The organism is Vagococcus changpingensis (genome assembly GCF_058211775.1).
Window position 1 is genome coordinate 30,584 of the sequence record NZ_JBYVZB010000005.1, and the last position, 25,862, is coordinate 56,445.

The window sequence follows — 25,862 nt, forward strand, 5'->3', positions numbered from 1 at the left end:
AGTCTCCCTTATTTCAATAATTCTAAAAAGCTTTTTCCGTTTTCAGTTGGTTTAACATCAAAGTTATCTGCAATTGTCGCAGAGATATCTGCATAGTATCCTTGTGGCAATTGACCATGACCTTTCATTTTTTTGCTGTAAGCAAGTAATGGTACATACTCGCGAGTATGATCTGTTCCTGGGAATGTTGGATCATTTCCATGGTCTGCTGTAATTAATAATAAATCATCTTCTTGCATATTAGCATAAATCTCTGGTAAACGGGCATCAAAGTCTTCTAATGCTTTAGCATAACCTGGTGTATCTCTTCTGTGTCCAAATAACGCATCAAAGTCAACCAAGTTAGTAAAACTTACTCCTTCAAAATCTTGTTTCATTACGTCTAATAATTTATCCACGCCATCCATATTTGAAGCCGTACGGATTGCTTCTGTCATTCCTTGACCGTTAAAGATATCGTTGATTTTACCAACTGCGATAACATCTTTTCCAGCATCTTTTAATTCATTTAAAACCGTACGACCAAATGGATCAAGGGCATAGTCATGACGGTTAGCTGTACGTTTAAAGTTACCAGGTTCACCTAAGTAAGGTCTCGCGATAATACGACCAATCATGTAAGGATCATCTTTCGTGATTTCACGAGTGTACTCACAAATTTTGTATAATTCTTCTAATGGAATCACATCTTCATGAGCAGCAATTTGTAACACAGGGTCAGCTGATGTGTAGATAATTAAGTCCCCTGTTTTCATTTGTTCTTCACCAAAATCTTCAATAACTTGTGTGCCACTATATGGTTTATTAGCACCCATAATAATGCCACGACCAGAAAATTCAGTGATTTTGTCTAATAAATCTTGAGGGAAACCTTCAGGGAATACTCTAAAAGGTGTTTGAATGTTTAATCCAGCAATTTCCCAATGACCAGTCATTGTGTCTTTACCAACAGATACTTCTTCTAGTTTAGTCGCATAGCCTTTATGATCTTCAATCGCTTTGACACCTTTTAAAGGTTCAATTGTTCCAAGACCTAATTCTTCCATATTAGGAACATGTAACCCATGCTCAGCTATATGACCTAGTGTGTGACTTCCAACATCGCCAAATTTTTCAGCGTCAGGAGCTTCACCAATTCCAACAGAATCTAGTACTACTAAATGAATTCTTTTAAACATTACCATTCCTTCTTCCAAGTCATTTTTATATTTTAAAACCTTCCTCTGTTTAGAGGAGCTAGAGGAAGGAGTTAATTACTATTTAGATTTAATATATGTTTTACCGCCTGCTTTAGGTCCTGTTGCTTTACCTAAGAACAATACTAACACAATAATCGTTAACGCGTATGGGGCACTTTGTAGGTATACTTTTGGAATACTTGAAATAAGTGGAATGCTGTCTCCTACAATACTCAAGTTTTGAGCAAATCCAAAGAATAGAGCTGCTCCCATTGCACCAAGTGGGTTCCATTTACCAAAGATCATCGCAGCCATTGAGATGAAACCTTGACCGGATATAGTTGTTACAGCAAAACGTCCAGCAATGGTTTGAGCAAATACTGCTCCACCAATACCACCTAAAAAGCCAGAAATTAATACACCTGAATATTTCATACCATAAACATTAATCCCTAAAGTATCAGCTGCTTGAGGGTTTTCACCTACTGAGCGTAATCTCAAGCCAAAGCGTGTTTTATAAATGACAAACCACGCAAGGACTGACACTAAAATAGCTAAGAAAGCTGGTGCTGATGTTTTTTCAAATAATAATGGCCCAATCACTGGAATCTTACTTAACCCAGGAACTTCCCAATAACCAAATGTTTGTGGCACTTGGTCTGTTTGACCTTTACCATATAACACTTTAACTAAGAAAATACTTAAAGCTGGTGCCATCAAGTTGATAACAGTACCACTAATAATATGATCGGCACGCAAGTTAATTGTTGCTACAGCATGAAGTAATGAGAAAATCATTCCGACAATTCCACCAACTAATAAAGCAATCCATGGTGTCCAAACGCCAAAAACTCCGGCATACGTAATGTTAAACACAACTGAGCTGAATGCACCCATCACCATGATACCTTCTAACCCAACGTTAACAATCCCTCCACGTTCTGAAAATGTTCCGCCTAATGCTGTAAAAACAAGAGGTGTTGAATAAACAAGTGTTTGCGTAATAATAGACGCAACTGTTGACATAGTATCTGCTGCCATCACGCTTTACCTCCTTCAACTTTGCTAGCTTTTGGTTCTTTTTTTGTTTCAAGTTTTGTTAAAATCAATTTGATTAAGTAGCTAATACCAACAAAGAAGATGATAGAAGCAATAACAACATCAACCAATTCAGTTGGTACACCAGCCAATATTGGCATACCTTGTCCACCTAATTTTAGGATACTAAACAATAAAGAGGATAGTAAAATACCGATGGATGATCCTCCACCAAGTAATGAGACTGCCATACCATCAAATCCAATACTTAATGAGTTACCTTGAACAAAGAAGTTACCAAATGTTCCTAATCCATACACAACGCCACCCATACCAGCTAATGCTCCTGATATGACCATTGATAACACAATAATACGTTTACTACTCATCCCTGCATATTCTGATGCAAATGGGTTTAAACCAACAGCTGTAATTTCATAACCTAATGTGGTTTTCTTCATTAAAAACCAAATCAAGATTAAGAAAATAAAAGCAAAGATAATACCTAAATTCAAACGAGAGCCATTACTAATTGAGGTTAAAAACTCTGTTCTAAGAGACACATTTTCCCCAATCAATTTAGTAGTTCCTTTAGTTGAAATAAATTTCTCTGGAATAACATTATTAACGATATGTGTACTTGTATAAAGCAAAATGTAGTTCATCATGATTGTAACAATGACTTCACTTGTTCCAAAATAAGCTCTTAATAAACCAGGTATCGCCGCTGTTAAAGCTCCAGCAATCACCCCTGCTAAAATAGCTGCAGTTAAGGCAACTAATCTTGGCGAGTCTCCCATTGAAAGTCCAACCCAGATACTTGCTACCCAACCAGCCAACGCCTGACCTGAAAGCCCGATATTAAAGAATCCAGCAGCACTTGCCACAGAAAATCCTAAAGCCGTAAAAATTAAAGGCCCAGCTGTTACAAAAATTTCTCCAATACTTTTTGGTGATTGGAATGCTGTTGTCAACATGGCTTGATACCCTTGAACTGGGTTATAACCAAATAGCAACATAATAATAGCACCTAATACAAATCCCATAATAACCGATAAAATAGGAACCAAGATTCCATTCATCTTACTAAATTTAAAATTACTCATTAGTTACACCTACCTCTGTCCCTAATTCTCGTCGTGCTTCTTCCAATGTGTATCCAGCCATTAATAATCCTAACTCGTTTTCTGTTGTTTCTTTTGGATCAACAATCCCGACGATTTGGCCTGCATGGATAACAGCAATTCGGTCCGACACATTTAATATTTCTTCTAATTCAAAACTGACTACTAAAACAGCATTGCCTTTATCACGGTGATTAATCAAACGTTTATGAATGTACTCAATCGCTCCAACGTCTAACCCACGAGTTGGCTGAGAAACAATTAGTAACTCAGGATCTCTATCCATTTCACGAGCGATAATCGCTTTTTGTTGATTACCACCTGAAAGTGACTTAGCTTGTGCATGTTCACTTGTTGTACGAACATCATACTCTTCGATTAATTTTCTCGCATAAGAATCCATGTAGTTATAATTCAGTACACCATTCTTACTAAACGGTTCGTGATAATAAGTTTGTAAGGCAATATTTTCAGATAATGTCATGTCTAGAACAAGACCATATTTATGTCTGTCTTCAGGAACATGTCCTACACTTGATTCAGTGATTTGACGAGGTTTTAAATTCGTTATGTCCTTATCACGTAACATCACTTTACCAGATTCAATTTTCTTAAGACCTGTAATAGCTTGGATTAATTCTGTTTGACCATTCCCATCAATACCAGCAATCCCAACAACTTCTCCAGCTCGAACATCTAAATCTAATCCTTTAATTGCTTCAAGTCCACGATTATCTTTTACATGTAAATCTTTAACCGATAAAATGACTTCTTTAGGATTTGATGGTTCTTTTTCTGTCTTAAATGATACCGAACGACCGACCATTAAATCAGCTAATTGTTGTGAACTAACATCCTTTACGTTCACTGTTTCAATACTCTTACCACGACGAATTACCGTACATCTATCCGCCACTTTTTTAATTTCATCTAACTTGTGCGTAATAATAATGATTGATTTACCTTCTTTTACTAATTCCTTCATGGTCATAATCAACTCATCAATTTCTTGAGGTGTTAATACCGCTGTTGGCTCATCAAAAATTAAAATATTCGCGCCACGATACAATGTTTTTAAAATCTCAACACGTTGTTGCATTCCAACTGAAATATCACTGATTAAGGCATCTGGATTAACTTCCATACCGTATTGTTCTGAGATTCGTTTTAAATCTTCCACTGATTTTTTCTTATCCAGCACACCAGATTTTGTTGGTTCATCACCTAAAATAATGTTTTCAGTTACCGTAAAAGCATCTACCAACATAAAATGCTGATGGACCATCCCGATTCCTAAACGTTTGGCATCAGTTGGATTAGCAATCGTTACTGGTTGACCATCCATATAGATTTGTCCACTAGTCGGCTGTAGTAATCCTGATAATACATTCATCAAGGTTGATTTTCCTGCACCATTTTCACCCAATAACGCATGAATTTCGCCTTTTCTAATTTGGAGATTGATGTTGTCATTTGCTTTGAAATCACCAAATTGTTTTGTGATATTCCGCATTTCTATGACATAGTTTTCCTCATTCATGACTTCACACCTCTTTATCATTATCACACTTCAAAGTTTAGACTTTGAAGGAAAGAGAAAACTTACTTTTCCCATTCCTTTAAAGCCTAAAAGAAAAACTTTATGGAAAAGTTATTCAGTTTATTTTGAACGTTTCCCATAAAGTTTTCTATCAACAACTTTTCAACAATTTTTATTTTTTAGCTGGTTTTTCTGGAACTTCTACTTTTCCATCAATAACTTCTTTACGAGCTTTTTCTACTGCATCAATTGCTTTTTGATCTAAATGCCCTTTAGATAAATCAACTCCGCCTTCTTTAAGACCATAAACTAATACGTCTCCACCAGGGAATTCACCTTTTTGAGCTTTTTCAGTTACGTCTTTAACAGCAGTTCCCACACCTTTAATACTTGATGTTAAGGTGAAGTTTTCTTCTTTACCATCTTTGTCTTTGTAGTTACCATCTTCTTCTTGATCTCTATCTACACCAATCACCCAAACACGTTTGTCTGCTGATTGTTTTTCATTTAAGTCTTTAGCTTCTTGGAAGACTCCTGCACCAGTACCACCTGAAGCATGGTAAATAATATCCACACCGTTTTGGTACATATTGGCAGCTAAAGCTTTACCTTTAGCAGGGTCACCAAATGATGCTGCATATTGAACGTCTACTTTAATTTTTTTATCTAATTCTTTTGCTCCATCTTCAACACCTTTAACAAATCCTGCTTCAAAACGGTCAATAACTGCCCCTTCTTCTCCTCCAACAAATCCAACTTTATCTGTTTTAGTAGAATACGCTGCTGCAATCCCTGCCAAGTAAGCTGCTTCATTATCCTTAAATGTTAAAGATACCACATTATCTTTTCCCTCAATAACTGAGTCTACGATACCAAATTGTGTGTCTTTATTTTGATCTGCTGCTGCTGAAATAGCATCTGTTAATAAGTACCCAATCCCAAAAATAGTTTCAAATTTACTTGCGACAGCTTGATCAATATTTGTTGTATATTGAGAGGCATCTGTTGATTGGAAGTAATCATAACCATTAGCACCTTTTTCAAGTTTGTTAGCTTCTCCCCACTCTTTCAAACCTTCCCAAGCACCTTGGTTAAACGATTTATCATCCACACCACCAACGTCAGTTACAATTGCTGCTGTATGAACTGTTTGATCTGGTTTTTCACCTGAAGTTGTTTTTCCACCAACGTTACCACCTGCTTTATTTCCCCCACAAGCTGTTAACGTCACTGCTAATCCCATAACTAATAGTCCTGCACCAATTTTTGTTGATTTTTTCATTTTTGAAAAACCTCCGCTTATAATTTTTAGTTGATAGTTATTTTTCTACTTCGACAAATGAATAAGGAAGTAGCTCTTGCATTGTTGTTTCTTTTGTATCACCATTTAAATTACATAATGTAATTGGCATATCTGGCTTACAAAATTCGACTAAAACTTGTCTACATGCCCCACAAGGAGAAATTGGTTCTTTCGTATTACCAATAACCACTAAATGCTCAAATTCTTTTTCACCTTCTGAGATAGCTTTAAAAATGGCTGTTCTTTCTGCACAGTTTGTTAACCCAAATGATGCATTTTCAATATTGCATCCTTCATACACTTTTCCTGACTTAGTCACAAGAGCAGCGCCTACAGGAAATTCAGAATAAGGAACATATGCTTGATGATACGCATGTGTTGCATGGTCAATCCAATTTTTGTTTACTGTCATAATATATCTCCTATCTTTATTACCTACGAACATCAACCCAAAGACTTTATCAGCTTATTTTGATATCGCCCGCCCCCTCTTTTTGATAAGAAACATCTCTTTTACCAACCTATCATAACTATACCAATTCTGTTATATTTAATTACTTAATCTGACTTCTCATTTGAAAACTCTTACTTTGTTAACATTACTTAATAGACGAGTAAAGTTATAAATCACTGTTATTTTATAATAAATTAGGTAAAAAAGACTTTAATCATTTATATTACTTCTAAAATTAAAGATACTATTTTTAAGAGAATTTATCAATATTCATTAGAATAATATGAACATTTTTTTATCAATATTTTTTATTATTCGGTTATAATTTTATGAATTAAGATAGGTTCTTCTCCTACCTCTCCAATCTCAATACTGTCATAAATAACTTTTAAGACATCTTCTACATTTTCTCGATTTGATTGAATAGTTACTAAAGATTCTCCTTCAAAAACTGTTTCGCCTACTTTTCTATTTAAAATCAACCCAACTGCATAGTCTATGCTTTCTTCTTTTGTTCTTCTACCGGCTCCTAAAAGCATCGCTGCAACACCAATTTTGTCTGCAACTATTTTAGAAACAACACCCGTTTTTTTAGCTGGAACTTCTATAATATAGTTTGCTCGTGGTAATTTTTCAGGAAAATCAACAACAGAATCATCTCCACCTTGATTACGGATCATTTCTTTAAATTTATCCGCAGCCGCGCCACTTGTTATGCTGTTTTCTAATAATTGTCGTGCTTCTTCTAAAGTAGACGCTTTTTCTGCTAGAACAACCATTTGACTTCCAAGTGTATAGACCATTTCCATTAAATCTTCTGGTCCCTCACCTTTTAATGCATCAATTGCTTCTTTTATCTCATTAGCATTCCCAATCGCATTTCCCAAAGGTTGTGACATATCAGAAATAATTGCCATTGTTTGTCGATTAGCTAAATGACCAATTCTTACCATTGTATGGGCAAGTCTTTCCGCATCTTCTAAACTCTTCATGAATGCACCATCACCAGTGGTCACATCTAAAACGATTGCATCCGCTCCAGAAGCAATCTTTTTACTCATGATAGAACTAGCAATTAGTGGAATAGAGTCCACCGTTGCTGTCACATCTCGTAATGCATAAATCTTTTTATCTGCTGGGGCTAAATCACCTGATTGACCAGTGACTGCTACATTACTTTCATTTACAAATTTTATAAATTCATCATTTTCTAATTCTACTTTAAACCCAGGAATCGCTTCTAATTTATCAATTGTACCACCTGTGTGACCTAATCCTCGACCACTCATTTTAGCTACTTTTGCTCCAACCGATGCCACCAAAGGAGCTAATACTAATGTTGTTGTGTCTCCTACTCCACCAGTTGAATGTTTGTCTACTTTTATACCATGAATTGCTGATAAATCAATCATATCTCCTGACTTACTCATTGCTGTAGTCATCCATGTAATTTCCTCATCTGTCATATCATTAAAATATATTGCCATTAAAAGAGCACTCATTTGATAATCCGTTACATCACCTGTAGTATAGGTATTAATAATAAATTCAATCTCATCTTTTGATAAAGCTAAACCGTCTCGTTTCTTCTTTATTAAATCTACCATTCTCATTATGTGTTCCTCAATTCCCATTAAGTAAACCGATTTACTATAACTAATTTACTTGAGTAAATCGGTTTACTCATTGTAATATTAAACTAATAGCGCTTACAATTAAATTTTAACACGTTTTCATGTTTTGTCAATAGATGTTGTGCTACCTCGTTCAACAAACGTGGTTTCGAACGTTTTGTTAGGAATACTTTCATTAGGGTGCTCAATTTCTTGCAATAAATATTGGGCGGCTGTATAACCAATATCAAAAGCCGGTTGTTTTACTGTCGTTAATGGTGGATTTAAAAAAGCTGAGAGTTCTAAGTCATCAAATCCTACCACCGATAAATCTTTTGGAATAGATATACCTAATTCATAGGCTGCTCTGTAAGCTCCCACTGCCATTTGATCATTTCCACAACATAATGCCGTGATAAATTGTTTTTCAAGTAATGCTTTAGCTGCAAAGTATCCACCCTCTATCGTTACAGGACCGTCTGCAATAAAGTCAGGATTATATTCAATATTATTATCTTTTAGACATTGATAATACGCATCAAATCGCTCTGTCATTTCATAATAACCAGATTCATTTGTCAACATACCAATTCTATTATGTCCATTATCAATCAAATGTTGAATAGCTTGATAAACACCACTATATTCTTTTACTAACAGATTTCCCTCTGTTCTCGTATTAAGCCCCCTATCAATTAAAATATATGGACTTCCTTTTAAATCACTCTCTAACTTTAACGAATTTGGACTTGCTAATAAGATACCAGCAACAGATCTATTTTGTAACTGTTTTATATAATCTTTTTCTTTCCTTGCTGAATGTCTTGAATTACATAATAAAATCATATAATCTTTTTTATTAAAATATGCTTCAACACCTTCAATCACCTTTGAGAAAAATAAATCTGTCACATCTGGAACAATCATCCCAACTGTTTTCGATTCTCTATGAATCATATTTTTAGCAAAATAATCCGGTATGTAATCGTATTCATCAACCGCTTTCAAAACTCTTAGACGCGTTTCCTCACTAAATCGCTGTCCTTTGTTATTTAATATTTGAGAAACAGTCGTAGTAGAAACACCAGTGATAGCAGCAATTTCTTTAATGGTTATTTTCATGTATTTCACCTCAATTTATCGACACTTTTATCATATCAAAGTAAATCATAAATAAATAGTGAAAATAATAAAAATATATAAAAAAAGGAATAGTCAGTATACTATTCCTTTAAAAGTAAATTCAATCAATTAATTTGTTCCCTTATTTGGTTCAATTGATTCATCAATTGATCTTTTAATTTGCCATTGTCTAATTTATCGACACTTTTTTTTACTTTTTTTAAGGTTTCCATATCCAAATTATCTTTTAACTTTTTTGGGGACCCCTCTTCATATAAATCTCTCATTGCACTCATTGCGTCTCGGACTTTTTTACCTTCAACAATGTCAGAACTATTAACATTATATGAAGTTGACGGTTCTTTTGTTATAGTTTTACTTATCTTTGATTTAGCATAAAATACACTAAATACTATGAATAAGAGAATAATAATAATTTTTATAATTTTCTTTTTTTTAGAAGTAGTTTCTTGTAACCGTCTTTCTCTTCTCATCCCCATGCAATTAACAACCTTATTAAATTATTTTCTTCTAAAGAACATGAAAGCTGATGCTAAAGCTGATGAAATTCCGCCAATCACTAATCCCATATTCATTTTTTCATTTGTTTGTGGTAAAGTTTTTTCATTATTCTTCACCTCATTTTTTTCTATTGTTTTTGTTGCCACTTTTTTAGAAGAGTCTTTTACTCCGTCATCTTTTTTAGAAGAATCTTTTACTTCGCCATCTTTTTTAGAAGAGTCTTTTACTCCGTCATCTTTTTTAGAAGAATCTTTTACTTCGTCATCTTTTTTAGAAGAATCTTTTACTTCGTCATCTTTTTTAGAAGAATCTTTTACTTCGTCATCTTTTTTAGAAGAGTCTTTTAATGCATCATTAGCTTCATTTTCCCATGCATCTTTGTGTGCATCTTCTGTAGTTTTTCCTTCTTCTGCTGTTGGTGTATTCCAATCTTCACTTGGTGTTGATGGTTTTGTTGCTTCTTCCCATGCATCTTTGTGTGCGTCTTCTGCAGATTTTCCTTCTTCTGCTGTTGGTGTATTCCAATCTTCACTTGGTGTTGATGGTTTTGTTGCTTCTTCCCATGCATCTTTGTGTGCGTCTTCTGCAGATTTTCCTTCTTCTGCTGTTGGTGTATTCCAATCTTCACTTGGTGTTGATGGTTTTGTTGCTTCTTCCCATGCATCTTTGTGTGCGTCTTCTGCAGATTTTCCTTCTTCTGCTGTTGGTGTATCCCAATCTTCACTTACTGGTTTATCATTATTTTTTTCTGCTAAAAACCCTAGATCTTGTAATGCCTTAATCGTTTTAGCACCAGTAATTTTATCAGTTAACCCTAAACCGTCTAGATAATCAATTTCACCATTATTAACTTTATCTTGTAATTCTTTAAATGCTTGGTTTTTGGCATTTTCTAAATTAGCCATTTCTTCCCATGCATCTCCATGCGCATCTTCTTCAGCTTTTCCTGCTTTAGCAGATTCAGTATTCCAATCTTTTTTAGCTGCATCTTCTTTAGCTACTTGTTCCCATGCATCTTGTCCTGCAGCTTCAGAAGCTTTTCCTTCCTTAGCAGATTCAGTATTCCAATCTTTTTTAGCTGCATCTTCTTTAGCTGCTTGTTCCCATGCATCTTGTCCTGCAGCTTCAGAAACTTTTCCTTCCTTAGCAGATTCAGTATTCCAATCTTTTTTAGCTGCATCTTCTTTAGCTGCTTGTTCCCATGCATCTTGTCCTGCAGCTTCAGAAGCTTTTCCTTCCTTAGCAGATTCAGTATTCCAATCTTTTTTAGCTGCATCTTCTTTAGCTGCTTGTTCCCATGCATCTTGTCCTGCAGCTTCAGAAGCTTTTCCTTCCTTAGCAGATTCAGTATTCCAATCTTTTTTAGCTGCTTGTTCCGATGGATCAACAGTGACAGCATTTGTAATTATCGGAGCCATTGCGGTCCCTGCTAGTAACGCTAATGTTGCTGTTGTTAATTTAACTTTTTTCATGTGATTAATCTCTCCTAATTTTTTCTTATATATTATAATAATACACTAGTATTATATCACTTTATAACTAAAGTTCAATATTTTGTGTTATTTATAGTTATTTTTTATCTTTTTTAAAATAAAAAACGATAGTTTATTAAATAAAAACAGTTTTTTTATGCTTTATATTTATTTATTGTATATTATTGTTTTATTATTTGCTTATTATTTGTTTATTATTTGTTTATTATCTTATGGTGATATAAAAAAAGAGCAACAGATTCATGATTAATAACACTAAGTTTAAATATTATTAAGTAATCTAATAGTATTCAAAATTACTGATAGATTATAAAATCATCAACTAATTTCTTGATATTTTTTCTATAACAGACTTATTTTAAGTCTACAGACTAAAAAAGCATTTTATAATCGCTTTACTTCCATGTAAAACCACTATAAAATGCTTTTAATCTATTTTCTTAATAATAACCCCAGCAGTAAACCAATCATCTGCGATCCATTAAACAATACTAAATTCTTGATTGCCACAGAAAAAGTGGTTGCTTTTTCTTGTTTTTGGTTGAATAATGACACATTCTTTTTAATTATAGGAAAGGTTAATAACACAACTAACATACTCCAGTGGTAAATTCCAACTAAAACACTTAGTATAATCAAAATATAGCAACCATACATCAACAAATCAAACAGATACACACCTTGTTTTCTACCTATATAAAAGGGCAATGTGTAACGATGATTTAAAATATCTTGATCTAAATCACATAAATTATTGGCTAGCATAATATTAGCTATAGTAAACATCATAGGAATAGATGCCCATACACTGACGATTAACTCCTTAATATTGCCTGATAACATGAACTGACCATTAGCAAAATTAAGTGATAAAAATCCTGTATCATATATGTTTAAATACAATGTGATAAAAAATATCCCAAATCCCATTGTGACACCACTAAATAGCTCTCCCAGTGGCATTCTTGATAGCGGGACTGGTCCAAAGGTGTAAAAGATACCAATCAAAAAACATAGTCCACCCATAGGCAATAGTAACAAACTAGTCCGAACTACAAGCCACAACCCAATAATACTTGAGAAAGTAATCATCGCAATAATCATATTTCGAACTTTTGACACTCCCAACCCAGCTTTTCCGATAATATTAGTTGATTGTTGATAGCTATCATCTTTTGCTTTTAAATAATCCATTAAATTATTGATGGCCGTTGTTGCCATATCAAATACAAACATTCCGATAAAAAACAAACACATATTAAACCAATTAACTTGACCAAAATAGTATAAAGAAAATAGCAATCCAATAAAATAAGGAAAAACACTCGCTAATTTTGTGCGAATTTCCACCAATTCAAAAAATATTGACATAAACAACCCTCTCCTTTTTTAAATCTATTTCAACTCTTTAATATCTTTTACTTTATAAGGAGAGTCTTCATTTAATTTGAAATTACCTTGTAATCCCTTGCTAATATAAATATCATCTTCTTTTGTAATAAAGATGGCATCCACTCCATCTAAACTATCAACATAGTCCATTCCTTCTTTAACACCTTTAGAAAAAACTGCTGTTGACAGAGCATCCCCTGCAATAGAAGTATCTGAAACAATCGTCACACCTGCAATATCATTATCAAATGGATAACCTGTTTTTGAGTTAAACAAATGATGATATACATCATCTCCAACTTTTAAATAACGTTCATAAATTCCGGATGTGACAAGTGATTTGTTTTTTTCCTCAACAGTTCCGACAACGGTATTTCTCGCTTCGTTAGGATCTTGAATACCGACTTTCCAGTTGCCAGATTCGCTTTTAGGGTTATCACCTAACACATAGACATTGCCACCTAAATCGACAATAGCACTTGTCACGCCATTTTCTTTTAAAACATCGACTACTTCGTCTGTAATATACCCTTTAGCAATGGCTCCTAAATCTAAGCTCATCCCTTTTTCTTCTAAATAAACGGTTTGTTCTTTATCATTTAGTATAACCTTTTTATAATCAACTTTTTTCAATTCTTGATTGATTTCACTTTGTTCTGGCTTTCTCGCATCATCAAATCCAATATGCCAAAGTTGAGTAATTGGCCCAATAGCTAAATCAAACCCACCATTAGAATCTTTTGTATAATTTAAAGCTGACTTAATCAACTCATACACATCCGAGCTGACCTTTACTGGTTTTATACCAGCTTGTTCATTGATGTCATCCACTTCTGATCCTTTTTCATTAACCGTAATTTCTCTATCTAATACACCAATGCGATCAAATGCTTTTTTTAAGACATCTTCTTTACCTTTGTTATATATTTTTACTTGTACATAAGTTCCCATTAAAAATTGTCTTTCAGAATAGGGTTCTTTAACGAGTTTTTCTTGTTTGGTATCAGTACTTTTTTCTGTTTTTTTATCTGAACAACCTGCCACTAAGAGACTGGTCAATGCTAAGAATAAAATACTCGTAGTTAATTTTCTTTTCATATCTATTTTCCTCACCATAAGTTATTAAAAATAAAAATAGTGGCAAACTTAATAGCTTGCCACTCATTATTTTAACAAAACTCAACCTTATTTTTCTACTTGATTATCAATTTCAATTGTTTTAGTATCACCTTTTTCAGCTGCTTCAATTAACTGTTTTGCATATTCTTTGAAACTATCTGTTGAGTGAGTTGCCCCAGTAATTGTATCAATATCTGAAGGGTTTTGTTTTTCTAATAATGCTTTGTTTAACTCAGGAATGTATTTTTTTGGTGACGTTTTTGTCACTTCTTCCATTTTTTTGTTGTATTCAGCATCGTCAACTTTTGATTTCCCTGCTTCATTTACATTATCATAGTTAGATTCAGTAATTTTGCCATCTTTTACCACAATAGTAAATACAACACGGTAACCATTGTTATAATTTTTTTCTTCTAATTTATATTCTCCATCTTTTAATTCACCAATTGTCATTGATGATTCTTCTGTTGATGATGAATCTTTAGCTACAACTGAACTTGATGCTTCTGTACTTGATGAAGCAGCTGTATCATCTTTTTTATCCCCACCACAAGCTGCTAATAATACTGTTGTTAAAGCTAACATTGTAACACCTGATACTAATTTTTTAATTTTCATATGAATAACCCGCCTTTTTATATTCTTTGTGAACTTCTAATCACTTGTCATTTTATAACATAGTAACTTAAATAGCAATGCCATTTAACAACTTTATTCATTTTTTCACATTTTTCACATTTTTCTAATCTTACTCTTAATTCCCTCTATTTTCAATAAAATCAAATATTTGTTAGACTTTTATTTTGAAAAACTGTATAATTGTAAGTAATTGTGTAAAGTTTTTCACGTAATTATTATTTGCTATTGTTCTACACAATTCACAAAATATGTTACATAAATAAAGGAGAGTATTTTATGACAAAAACTGAAATAGTAGTTGTCGGAGCAGGTTATTCTGGGATAGCTGCCACAAAGATGTTATCAAAAAAATTGAAAAAAAATCCAGATGCTCATATCACATTGATTGATCGTCATTCCTATCAAACAATGATGACAGAATTACATGAGGTTGCCGGAGGACGTGTTGAACCTGAAGCAATCCAATATGATCTACAACGCTTATTTTGTAAACGTAAAAATGTAAGTATTGTAACAGATACTGTCACAACGATTGATAAAGAGAAAAAAGTGGTGAAAACACAACAAGGTTCTTATTCTTTTGACTACCTAGTATTAGGTATGGGGGGAGAACCTAATGACTTTGGTACACCTGGTGTGAAAGAACACGGGTTTACATTATGGTCAATGGATGATGCCATTAAAATCAGAGAACACATCGAGCGTACCGTTGCTTTAGCGGCAGTTGAACCTGATGAAGCCAAACGTAACGCCATGTTGAATTTTGTTGTTTGTGGTTCTGGATTTACCGGTATCGAGATGGTCGGTGAATTAATCGACTGGAAAGATAGATTAGCTAAAAACAACAAAATTAAACCAGAAGACATTAACTTAATGGTTGTCGAAGCAGCACCAACGATTTTAAACATGCTAGATCGTAATGATGCGGCTAAAGCTGAAAAATATCTAACAAAAAAAGGCGTTAGCATCTTAAAAGATATGCCAATCGTTGAAGTAAACCACGATCACATCGTGTTAAAATCTGGTGAAAAAATTCCAACACACACATTAATTTGGACTGCTGGTGTCAAGGCAAACAGTGACGCTGAAAAATTTGATATGCCTGCTGCTCGTGCTAATCGTTTGCTTTCAAACGAATACATGCAAGCAAAAGGATTTGAAGATAAAGGAATTTATGTGGTTGGAGATTTAGTTTACTTTGAAGAATCTGACAAAGAAAACCGTCCAACACCACAAATCGTTCAAGCTGCTGAACAAACAGGTCTGTGTGCAGCAAAAAATATTTTAGCTACTATCAACGGCACTGAAAAACAAGCTTATAAAGGAAAATATGATGGCTTCATGGTATCCATTGGTTCTAAGTATGCTGTTGCATGTGTCTTTGATAAATTCCATTTAAGTGGATTCTTTGCAATGTTGATGAAACATATTATTAACTTAAGATACTTCTTTGATATTCGCTCAGGCTATTATATGTTCCAATATATTATGCATGAATTTTTCCGAATTAAAGATGAACGAAATGTTTTCAGAGGGCATACGTCACGTAATAGTAATGTGTTATGGTCTGTTCCATTACGCGTATTCTACGGATGTGTTTGGTTAGTTGAAGCCATGAAAAAAGTCATTGGTAATGGTAAAGTATTACAACCAAGTACGTGGTTTGGTGATGGCTCATGGTTCACCAACACTGTTGCGTTTCCGTTTGAATGGTTACAACCGGCTGATGCAACATCAGGTGCTTCTCAAGCCGCTGATGCTGCTGCAACTACTGCTACTGCTGATCCAACGTTTGGATTAAGTTATGCCTTTGGTGAAGAACCAATGCTTGTCTTTAAATCAATGCCTGACTGGTTTGGCTCTATTATGAAATCCATGATGCCAAATACTGAAGTTGCTTTATTTATGCAAAAATTTATGACATTATTTGAAGTGGCTCTAGCTCTTGCGATTATCGTTGGATTATTTACTTGGTTAGCAAATGCAACCACTATTGTTTTAGTTATAATGTTTTGTTTATCAGGAATGTTCTACTGGGTAAATATTTGGTTCTTATTCGTAGCATTCGCCTTAATGAATGGTTCAGGACGTGCCTTTGGATTAGACAAATGGGTTATACCATGGATCCAACGTAAATTAGGTAATTGGTGGTATGGAGATGTAAAATCTCGATACGGAGAAAAATCATAAACCTAAAATACGTCATAAGAAAGTTCTAGAAATTATTTTCTAGAACTTTCTTTTTATTCAAAGTATTGCACAATGAATAAATTGATAGTATTCTCACTATGATAGGAGAATAATCATGTCCAAAAATAAAAAAATTATCTATATTGCGTTACTTGTTGCTCAAGGTGTTATCATAGGACTACTTGAAAATATGATCCCCTTCCCTTTTGCCTTTGCTCCAGGAGCAAAATTAGGATTAGCTAATTTAATCACCATCATTGCGATTTTTACGATGCCTATGAAAGATAGTTTCACATTAGTGGTTTTAAGACTATTTCTAACCACACTACTCGGAGGAACAGTTTCCACTTTAATGTATAGTGCTGCCGGTGCTTTTCTAAGTTATTTTGGAATGATCTTCCTAAAACAACTAGGGCCAAAACGTATTAGCACTATTGGGATTAGTGCATGTGGTGGATTTTTACATAATGTAGGACAATTAATTGTGGCAAGTTGGATTGCTAAATCATGGACGGTCATGTTATACCTCCCCATTCTGTCATGGATTGGGATTTTAGCTGGAATTGCCATTGGTATTGCTGCAAATTATTTAATGCTACATGTTAAAACACTTCAAGAATTTCAATTAGCTTATGATAAACACACTCTAAAATAAGGAGACTATTGATGGAACCTCATGCTATGTGGACGTCATATCCGTCCTTAAAAAAAGATTTACAAAAAACACTTAATCTCATTTCAGATTCTATCTCACTACCTAATAAAGAAGTCGAAGAGGCTATATTAGCTATTTTTCATTCTGGCGGTAAATTATTACGTCCTGCGTATCTACTATTATTTGCTGAATTTGGTACAAAAATAGATAAAAAGAAAACCATCGCTCTATCTGCTGCAATAGAAACCTTACATACGGCTACTCTTATTCATGATGATATTGTCGACGTAGCTGATACAAGACGTGGCACAGCAACAATAAATTCAACCTTTAGCACGGATGTTGCAGTTTATTCTGGGGATTACCTTTTTATTATTTGTTTTAAATTATTAATTCAATATCAAAGTTCTCTAAAAAGTATTGAACTCAATACAACTAGTATGGAAAAAGTACTACTTGGTGAATTAGGACAAATGAGTGAACGATATAATATGAATGTCACAATTGATGATTATTTGGCCAATATTACAGGTAAAACAGCTGAACTATTTGCCTTAAGTTGTTTTGTCGGTTGTTATGAAAACGGTGGTGGAAAAAAACTGTCAAATAAATGCCGTGAAATTGGTAAAGACATCGGTTTAGCCTTTCAAATTGTGGATGATATTTTAGATTATTCACAAAATGAAGAAACACTTGGTAAGCCTGTTTTAGAAGATGTTCGTCAAGGTGTTTACAGCTTACCTCTGATATGTAGCATTGCTGAGCACCCGCTTCTTTTTGAACCAATATTAAGTAAAAAAGAAAACATGACGCAAGAGGATGCAAAACGGATCCATGAGTTAGTCATTGAATGTCATGGTGTTGAGAAGGCCTATGACTTAGCTTCTCACTATACTAACAGAGCACTAGCCACTATCCAATCATTACCAAATAATCAACAACAGACCAAAGAAACCATCTACGAAATCACGAAATCTATTTTACAACGAACGTTTTAAACCTTAATCTAGCAACAGATTAAGGTTCTTTTTATTCATATGGTTGCACCAAGTGTTTAAACCCGATATAATCGGGGAGATACGATAGACATTACAACAACACTAATAACGAAAAAGTGAGGGATTTATTTTGATTACTGTTTCAGATGTAAGTTTACAATTCCCGGATAGAAAACTATTCGACGATGTAAATATAAAATTCACACCAGGAAATTGTTATGGATTAATTGGTGCAAACGGTGCTGGAAAGTCAACTTTCTTAAAGATACTTTCAAATGAAATTGAGCCATCAACTGGTTATGTTGCACTAGGACCAGATGAACGATTAGCAACACTTAAACAAAATCATTTTGACTACGAAGATGAAACGGTTATAGACACTGTTATTATGGGACATAAACGTCTATATGAAGTCATGCAAGAAAAAAATGCTATCTATATGAAAGAAGATTTTTCTGATGAAGATGGGATTAAAGCAGCTGAACTTGAAGGGGAATTTGCGGAATTAAATGGTTGGGAAGCTGAACCTGAAGCTGCTAGCTTACTCCAAGGATTAAATATTACAGAAGACTTACATAATCTAAAAATGTCAGAATTAACAGCTGGACAAAAAGTGAAAGTGTTACTTGCTCAAGCTTTATTTGGCCAACCCGATGTATTACTACTAGATGAGCCAACAAATGGTCTTGATAGAGAGTCTATCGCATGGTTAGAAGAATTTTTAATCAACTTTGACAATACTGTTATTACGGTTTCCCATGACCGCCACTTTCTAAATAAAGTATGTACACATATGGCTGATTTAGATTTCGGAAAAATTAAGCTATACGTTGGGAACTATGATTTCTGGTTAGAGTCTAGTCAGTTAGCTGCTAGACTTCAAGCTGACCAAAATGCGAAAAAAGAAGAAAAAGTCAAAGAATTACAAGCCTTTATCGCAAGATTTAGTGCCAATGCCTCTAAATCTAAACAAGCGACCTCTCGTAAAAAAATGTTAGATAAAATTGAACTAGATGATATCCAACCATCATCACGTCGTTACCCATTTGTAGGATTTAATCCAGAACGTGAAATTGGCAATGACTTATTGCAAGTTGAAAATGTGTCAAAAACAATTGATGGGAAGAAAATTCTAGACAATATCTCATTCACATTAAGAAAAGATGATAAAGTAGCCTTTATTGCAAAAGATGATATCGCAACGACTGTTCTTTTCAAAATTATTATGGGGGAAATGGAGCCAGATACTGGTTCTGTTCGTTGGGGTGTCACAACATCTCAAGCTTACCTGCCTAAGGATACAACAGAAGAATTCAACAATGATATGACTATCGTTGATTGGTTACGCCAATATGCGTCAAAAGAAGAAAATGATAATACATTTTTACGCAGTTTCTTAGGACGTATGCTTTTCTCAGGTGAAGACGTATTAAAACCTGTTAATGTGTTATCTGGGGGAGAAAAAGTACGTTGTATGCTTTCTAAATTAATGCTTTCTAAATCAAATGTACTAGTGTTAGATGATCCTACAAATCATTTGGACTTAGAATCAATCACAGCACTAAATGATGGCTTAATTTCCTTTAGTGGGTCCATTTTATTTGCTTCTCATGACCATCAATTTATCCAAACAACTGCAAATCGTATCATTGCTGTTTCTGATCAAGGAGTAATTGATCGTGCTGAGACCACGTATGATGAGTTTTTAGAAAATCCTACTGTGAAAGAACAATTAAAAAAGATATTCAAATAAAAAAATGAGTTATGCTTTTGCATAACTCATTTTTTTAATCATATAAACTAAGGATTAACTCACCATTCACCCATTCACCTAAGTAAACATTTTGAACTTCAGCTTCTTGTTTATTTAATTCATTAAATAACCAAGATTCATCTCGTTCAATCATTTCTAATACCTCCTGATTAATGTATCCATTCGTAATTATAGGGTATTTAACATTTTCTTCGCCATATAAAATAATAGTCAGCTGACCATTCTGTTCTTGGATTGCACGTTTTACCGAACGTGTTTCATAAACATTAGAGGTTCTTAGTTTAAACATTAAATCTGTAGCAGAAATGCCATGTTTTGTACACTCATCAACTAATACTTTACCATTTTTAATTAATGTTGTAGGATAACCATCTATCATTTTCTTCACAAGAGCGACATTTTCCTTAAGGTACTTAAATAACGTCACCAAAAATGTCCACATCACCAACACTAAAAAATATTGTAAGATTGATATTTGTGCATTATAGATCATCCCACCTATAATACCCCCTAAAACAAAGTTCTGTAATTGATCAAGAGGAGAGGTTGGTGCTAAATTAGCTTTTCCTAATAAATTCATTTGAAAAATTAACGTAATAATCCCAATAGCTAGTTTTATTCCTATATCCAAATATTCCTTCATGTCATCACTTCCCCGTTACTTTTATTGATTCATCATTTACTAATACTGTATCTTCTAACTTAAATGTCGTAAAATCACTATTAAAATTCACTTGATAATATTTATTATTGATTTTTAATACCATTTCATCTTTTAAATACTTATAATTAACACTAATTGTCTCAGGATCAACTAATTTCTTTTTACTAACAGCATCTAAAAAGAATAACATTTGAGAATAGTTCCCTTTTTCAGCTTTCCCCTTTTGATAATCATTTGTTTGTATTCCAATTAAAAAAACTAGTAATAAAGACAATAAAATAATTAAATCACGATATTTTAATCGACTTTTATTTTTAGACCGTCTTAAAATAAGCAATAGTACTATCAATAAAATTAATATAACTAATAAATATTGATAAATATGGCTATTACTAGACTGATTAACAAAATAATTATAGGTAAAAAACTCCATTTAGCCCAACTCCCTAATTAATGATAATAATATTTATTATACTATCTTTATTAACTGATAAACACATGTAATATATATATAAAAGACGATTTAAATCGCAACATTTAAATCGTCTCATCTTTATTTAGTATGAATAATAGTGACTAATTTCCCCTTAATGTCGTCACGATGAATGAGACCATAATACCTACTATCATTGCTATATGGTCTATTGTCACCTAATAATAAATACTCATCACGAGGTATACTATTAAGCTCTCCAAAAGCACTCAACGTAAACGAATCAGTATATAATTGATTATTATCATGTTTATAAACTGATTTATTAATAAGAAAAGGTTCTTCAAGTGAACTACCATTAACATATAATACATCATCAGAATAAGATATAAATTCTTCTGGTAATCCTATTATACGTAAAAATATCAACTGACTATTTATTTGACATAATACTATATCAAAACGTTGTAATCTCATCTTTTTTTTTACTAATACCACATCTTTTTTTTTTAGTGTAGGAGCCATTCGATTATCCGATACAATTGAAACTCTATAAAATAACTGAGAAAAGCATAGTAAAGATATAACAGTAATCAAAACAGATAGGAATAAACGCCGATAAGACAGTCGTGTTATATACTTTTTTATCATATACTTCAACCCTTACACTTATTTTTTATGTATTCTACTTTCATCAATATTAAAATAATTAAAAACAGCTTTTTGATTTTCTTTGACTATATTTAAATTTTGAATACATTCATTTGATAACTCTTCATTTCCATAAAGTTGTTGTATAATGGGAACTGTATTCATTCCGACTTCTGATAAACTTTTATAATATTTATTTAATAATCGCTGACCATCTACAGATAACATATCACTAGGCGTTTCAGTCATGTAAGAAGCCATTCGATTAGAGTTATCAGTTATCTTTTTAGTTACCTCTTCTTTTTTACCTTCAGATTTTTTTGCTTGAGCTACACTTTTTTCATAATTATCTACTAAAAAATAACCCGACATTACTATTTCTAAATCTTTCGAAAATAAGTGTTTTTCAACATAATTTTTAGTCAAAAAGTATCCACTCATTACGATAACAGATATAAAAAACAGAACTAACGCTCTTTTTAAATAACGAGCTTGATTTTTTGATAATTGACGTAATTGTTTTCGATATTTTTTTTTATGACGCTTTTTTTTATTAAGAGATAATATCTTTTTTTTATTGATGAAGTAAATTATTGTATTAAGTAATGAAAAAGCTAGAAACACAATAGAAAGAGAAATCAAACAAATAAACAATATTTCAATTATATTCATTATTCAATACTCCTATTTACTCTTTTTTTTATTTTTTTTACGTGATAAATTTCTAGATTTCTTTTTATTATTTATTTTTGTTAAAATAAAATAAATAATAATAACTAAGAGAATCACTGATAAAGTAATTATAATAATGAGTTTCCAATTAATTTTTCGTTCCTCGTATAAACCAACATCTCGTTCATTATATTTATCTGCTTCATCTTTTGAAATCTTAAAATCCTCTTTCCAATGCTCTATAATACCTTTATCTCCTTTTACCGTAATATTAGCAGTATAATTTCCTGGCTCCATCTTCTCTCCTTGCATGCTTACAGGAAAGTTAATTAATGAATTAGGAGCCATTCTCATATTATTTTTTCTTGTTTGATATAAAACAGTATCCTTCCCTTTTTTCGAAATGCTAACTTCTACTGACATATCATTGAAGAAAGTCGCACTAATGTTAGAATAATTAATAAATATAGTATTTTTTGCATTTAACTGTTCTGGGTAAATATTACGGAATTCTAATTTAGGTAAAACTTCGTTTTTGTTAACCTGTAACACCACTGGTGCTACATAACGATATCTATTTTTAATTTGCGTTCCTTCCACTTTTTCATTTTTATCATCTTTAGTACTTCGTATCATAGAAATACCACCGACTATTTGACCGTCAAAATCACTATCTGGCATCACTATATCGAATTTGACTTCTTTTGTTTCACCAGGTTTCAATAATACTTGATTAGGACCAGTCACAATTTTTTCAAATGGAAATTTTAAAGAATCATCGTTTTTGATATCATTTGGCGTGTATTCAATCACACCATTTTTATTCGTTTTTGCACCTGTAATGCTAATATCAACATTAACATCTTCAGAAGAAGGATTGACTAAATTAAGAGTAAAAGATGACTTTTGATTAGGTTTCATTAAGAGGTCTAGATAACCTTTATCTGATAGTTGATTATCTGGATAATTAATACTGAATGAAAAACCAGCTGTTCCTATATTATCTTCTGCGATACTTATCGTTTTACCAAAACCAAAAATACAAAAAATAATAATAAATAATAACCATATGCTGCTAATTTTATTTTTTTTCATAAAAATAACCTTTCTATCAATGTATTTTATTAACACAAAATAGGTTGATAAAATATATCAACCTATTTTGCACAATATTAAGTTTTATGTCTAATAATTAAGGTTGGCCATCTGTTAAAGTCCAAGTAATCTCTGCTAGATAGTTTCCTTTTTTCATATTAGTAGCTGTTCTAGAAGGAACTTTTAACGCAATAGATTTATCTTCTGTTTCTTTTTGAGCTGTACCTTTAACTGTGTATTTGTCATCGTAATCTTTAGTTTGTCCATATTCAACAGATAAGATACCTTTAGCTGGTGCTTTTCCAGAAGGTAAGTTAACAACTTGTTGAGCTGTACCTGAATCTTGAACTAATTCCATAGTAGAAGTTAAATCTAATCCATCAACCCCACCAGTAATATTTGCACCATCTTCATGAGTTAAAATTCCATTAGTATAGTTTATAGAAGCATTATCTAAAGTACCTAGTGGAGTTTTTCCATCTTTATCATATAATGTAAATTGTTTAGTTAATTGAGCAGTTAAAGTATAACCAGTTTGTTCTGAGCGGATATCACCAAATTGAACATAGTTACCAACTGTTTTATTAGTACCAGTAGGAGTTAATGCTCCCGTTGTTGGATCTTGAGTAGCACCCAATACTTTCGCTGGTGCTGCATATTTTTGAATATTATTTGAACTAATATTAATAGTTCCAAATTTCAAGTTTGATGCACCTAAAAGAGTCAACGCTCCACCATCTGGATTACCTGGTGTAAATCCACCATTACCTGGATCCTTTGGATCAACATCCGGAATCACTGGATCTGTTGGTTTTTCAGGGTCTTTATCATTTCCTCCATCACCTGGTTTATCTGGATCTGTTGGTTTGATAGAACCTTCATCGACCGTTACTGAACCAGATGACTTAACTGTGTCTGCAGTTGCAGCACTAACACTAACCGCACTACTTAATAGTAAAGTTGATAATAAAATTGTTCCTAAAACCTTGTTTTTCATTATATATTCCTCCATTTATATTTATCTATTAAGGCAATTTGGCAATAGTCCAAATTATCTCCGTATTATATTCCTTTGGTAAAATAGTTGTCTTATCCGGAATGGATAGTGAAATAGCTCTATTTCCAAAGTCTGGTTTATTCCATTCGGGGTTGATAAGCGGTTGATTATTACTATCAATCAAGGGATACAATGTTGATTTTTGTCCATCTTTATTATTTTGTGATGCACCAAATTCAACTGTCCAGACGCCCCACCCTTTATTTTTTTCTGCTTGAGCGACAATAGCTGATTCACCGGGTACTAAAGATAAAGTTTCTCTAGTTACTTGCGGCATAATTTCTTCTGTTTTATGACTAGCATTCGCCCATGCATGATCAAATGATAATACAGCTCCAGAAAGTTCCTGTCCATCAGCAGTTTTAAATTGGTTTTTTTGCTCCATCATCAAAGTCCATCCTGTACTTTCACTTCGGACATCTGTAAGTTGAATATAACTTCCCCTAGGCTCAGTACCTTGCTTAAAAAATTGTGCTTTAGCATTAACTTCCTTATGATTACCAATTCTAACGCGTCCAAAATCTAAATTAGAAACAAAATCTAAACGCAGACTACCTTTAGGTTGTTTAGATGGTTGATTGGGATCAACCTCCGTTGGTGGATTTTCAGGATCAACTGGTGGCGTAATTCCATTATCGATAACTTCTGTACTAGCATTTGGATTAACCGTCTGTGATACTGCTAAAACAGTATTACCTGATAATAAAATACTAGATATCAATATAATAAATAAATAGAATCCATGATTCAGTAATTGTCGATATATCATACTACTCTCACTCTCCATTTGGTTCTATACATAATAACAACTCCTAATATTAGTATTAAACCAATAGCTGTAGGAAAATAAGAGCAATAATCACTCGTTTGAGGTAGGAGTCCTTTTGTTGCTTTTTTATTACTTACAGGATACTGATTAGAATTAGATCGTGTCGGATGGTTATCCTTATTTGATGTTGAAGAACTCGTTTCAACATCTTCATAAAAAATTATCCTACCATGCGTTACTTCAGAATCGGTATCAGGTTCAGCAGCTAAAAAGGATATAGATGAACAAAAACTCATAACATAAACAAGACTAAAAACTAAAAATACATGTTTTATAACGTGTTTCATTCCGTCACCCCTTCCACTAG

25 protein-coding genes are annotated in these 25,862 nt (G+C 33.1%); 4 read left to right on the forward strand and 21 right to left on the reverse strand.

Going from position 1 to position 25,862, the window contains the following annotated elements:
• Positions 1-8: 8 nt before the first annotated feature.
• The 13 genes from deoB to AC37UB_RS09125 form a co-directional block, all read right to left on the reverse strand.
• A complete protein-coding gene (gene deoB / locus AC37UB_RS09065; protein ID WP_117973805.1) occupies positions 9-1,178 on the reverse strand; it encodes a phosphopentomutase in 1,170 nt (389 codons plus the stop codon).
• A 78-nt stretch (positions 1,179-1,256) separates the two neighbouring features.
• Positions 1,257-2,219 (reverse strand): ABC transporter permease, encoded by a 963-nt coding sequence (locus AC37UB_RS09070; protein ID WP_233519207.1) that lies wholly within the window; start codon positions 2,217-2,219, stop codon positions 1,257-1,259.
• Entirely contained in the window at positions 2,219-3,322 is a 1,104-nt protein-coding gene (locus AC37UB_RS09075; protein WP_241699669.1) for an ABC transporter permease, read from the reverse strand. The genes AC37UB_RS09070 and AC37UB_RS09075 overlap by 1 nt, the downstream gene beginning before the upstream one ends.
• Positions 3,315-4,880, reverse strand: coding sequence for an ABC transporter ATP-binding protein (locus AC37UB_RS09080; RefSeq protein WP_117973801.1), 1,566 nt, complete (start codon positions 4,878-4,880; stop codon positions 3,315-3,317). The genes AC37UB_RS09075 and AC37UB_RS09080 overlap by 8 nt, the downstream gene beginning before the upstream one ends.
• Positions 4,881-5,052: 172 nt before the next feature.
• Entirely contained in the window at positions 5,053-6,162 is a 1,110-nt protein-coding gene (locus AC37UB_RS09085) for a BMP family lipoprotein (RefSeq protein WP_117973800.1), read from the reverse strand.
• 37 nt (positions 6,163-6,199) lie between these two features.
• Positions 6,200-6,598, reverse strand: coding sequence for a cytidine deaminase (locus tag AC37UB_RS09090; RefSeq protein ID WP_370448245.1), 399 nt, complete (start codon positions 6,596-6,598; stop codon positions 6,200-6,202).
• Between the two features lie 350 nt (positions 6,599-6,948).
• On the reverse strand, positions 6,949-8,250 hold the full coding sequence (locus AC37UB_RS09095) for a pyrimidine-nucleoside phosphorylase (RefSeq protein ID WP_117973795.1): 1,302 nt from the start codon (positions 8,248-8,250) through the stop codon (positions 6,949-6,951).
• Between the two features lie 120 nt (positions 8,251-8,370).
• Complete coding sequence (locus tag AC37UB_RS09100; RefSeq protein WP_241699670.1) at positions 8,371-9,372, reverse strand: LacI family DNA-binding transcriptional regulator; 1,002 nt, start codon at positions 9,370-9,372, stop codon at positions 8,371-8,373.
• 125 nt (positions 9,373-9,497) lie between these two features.
• Positions 9,498-9,872, reverse strand: coding sequence for a hypothetical protein (locus AC37UB_RS09105; protein WP_242093948.1), 375 nt, complete (start codon positions 9,870-9,872; stop codon positions 9,498-9,500).
• 21 nt (positions 9,873-9,893) lie between these two features.
• A complete protein-coding gene (locus tag AC37UB_RS09110) occupies positions 9,894-11,366 on the reverse strand; it encodes an LPXTG cell wall anchor domain-containing protein (RefSeq protein WP_490685631.1) in 1,473 nt (490 codons plus the stop codon).
• Positions 11,367-11,819: 453 nt separating this feature from the next.
• A complete protein-coding gene (gene menA / locus AC37UB_RS09115; protein ID WP_241699633.1) occupies positions 11,820-12,764 on the reverse strand; it encodes a 1,4-dihydroxy-2-naphthoate polyprenyltransferase in 945 nt (314 codons plus the stop codon).
• A gap of 18 nt (positions 12,765-12,782) precedes the next feature.
• A complete protein-coding gene (locus AC37UB_RS09120; RefSeq protein WP_117973784.1) occupies positions 12,783-13,877 on the reverse strand; it encodes an FAD:protein FMN transferase in 1,095 nt (364 codons plus the stop codon).
• 87 nt (positions 13,878-13,964) lie between these two features.
• Positions 13,965-14,516, reverse strand: a complete 552-nt coding sequence (locus AC37UB_RS09125; RefSeq protein WP_117973782.1) for an FMN-binding protein — start codon at positions 14,514-14,516, stop codon at positions 13,965-13,967.
• A gap of 297 nt (positions 14,517-14,813) precedes the next feature.
• On the opposite strand from AC37UB_RS09125, the gene AC37UB_RS09130 reads away from it, so the two are divergent.
• The 4 genes from AC37UB_RS09130 (at position 14,814) to AC37UB_RS09145 (ending at position 20,133) form a co-directional block, all read left to right on the forward strand.
• Entirely contained in the window at positions 14,814-16,727 is a 1,914-nt protein-coding gene (locus tag AC37UB_RS09130; protein WP_490685632.1) for an FAD-dependent oxidoreductase, read from the forward strand.
• 115 nt (positions 16,728-16,842) lie between these two features.
• On the forward strand, positions 16,843-17,382 hold the full coding sequence (locus AC37UB_RS09135) for a Gx transporter family protein (RefSeq protein ID WP_117973778.1): 540 nt from the start codon (positions 16,843-16,845) through the stop codon (positions 17,380-17,382).
• 11 nt (positions 17,383-17,393) lie between these two features.
• Positions 17,394-18,380: a polyprenyl synthetase family protein gene (locus AC37UB_RS09140; protein WP_117973776.1), complete on the forward strand. Its 987-nt coding sequence runs from the start codon at positions 17,394-17,396 to the stop codon at positions 18,378-18,380.
• A gap of 130 nt (positions 18,381-18,510) precedes the next feature.
• The gene (locus AC37UB_RS09145) at positions 18,511-20,133 is read left to right on the forward strand and encodes an ABC-F family ATP-binding cassette domain-containing protein (protein ID WP_241699634.1); all 1,623 of its coding nucleotides are present in this window, start codon (positions 18,511-18,513) and stop codon (positions 20,131-20,133) included.
• A 34-nt stretch (positions 20,134-20,167) separates the two neighbouring features.
• On the opposite strand, the gene AC37UB_RS09150 is transcribed toward AC37UB_RS09145, so the two are convergent.
• From AC37UB_RS09150 to AC37UB_RS09185, 8 genes are all read right to left on the reverse strand, one after another.
• Positions 20,168-20,797: a DUF421 domain-containing protein gene (locus AC37UB_RS09150; RefSeq protein ID WP_117973773.1), complete on the reverse strand. Its 630-nt coding sequence runs from the start codon at positions 20,795-20,797 to the stop codon at positions 20,168-20,170.
• A 4-nt stretch (positions 20,798-20,801) separates the two neighbouring features.
• The gene (locus AC37UB_RS09155) at positions 20,802-21,251 is read right to left on the reverse strand and encodes a DUF3290 family protein (RefSeq protein WP_241699635.1); all 450 of its coding nucleotides are present in this window, start codon (positions 21,249-21,251) and stop codon (positions 20,802-20,804) included.
• A gap of 120 nt (positions 21,252-21,371) precedes the next feature.
• A complete protein-coding gene (lepB, locus tag AC37UB_RS09160) occupies positions 21,372-21,902 on the reverse strand; it encodes a signal peptidase I (RefSeq protein WP_241699636.1) in 531 nt (176 codons plus the stop codon).
• 18 nt (positions 21,903-21,920) lie between these two features.
• A complete protein-coding gene (locus AC37UB_RS09165; protein WP_241699637.1) occupies positions 21,921-22,574 on the reverse strand; it encodes a hypothetical protein in 654 nt (217 codons plus the stop codon).
• A 12-nt stretch (positions 22,575-22,586) separates the two neighbouring features.
• Positions 22,587-23,669 carry a WxLIP family cell surface protein gene (locus tag AC37UB_RS09170; protein ID WP_241699638.1) on the reverse strand — a complete coding sequence of 361 codons (1,083 nt, stop codon included), beginning with the start codon at positions 23,667-23,669 and terminating at the stop codon, positions 22,587-22,589.
• 97 nt (positions 23,670-23,766) lie between these two features.
• On the reverse strand, positions 23,767-24,666 hold the full coding sequence (locus tag AC37UB_RS09175) for a WxL domain-containing protein (RefSeq protein ID WP_241699639.1): 900 nt from the start codon (positions 24,664-24,666) through the stop codon (positions 23,767-23,769).
• A 28-nt stretch (positions 24,667-24,694) separates the two neighbouring features.
• Positions 24,695-25,495, reverse strand: a complete 801-nt coding sequence (locus AC37UB_RS09180) for a WxL domain-containing protein (protein ID WP_490685633.1) — start codon at positions 25,493-25,495, stop codon at positions 24,695-24,697.
• The gene (locus AC37UB_RS09185) at positions 25,492-25,842 is read right to left on the reverse strand and encodes an EF2685/EF0750 family sortase-dependent surface protein (RefSeq protein WP_241699641.1); all 351 of its coding nucleotides are present in this window, start codon (positions 25,840-25,842) and stop codon (positions 25,492-25,494) included. Before AC37UB_RS09185 ends, AC37UB_RS09180 begins: the two co-directional genes overlap by 4 nt.
• Positions 25,843-25,862: the final 20 nt, after the last annotated feature.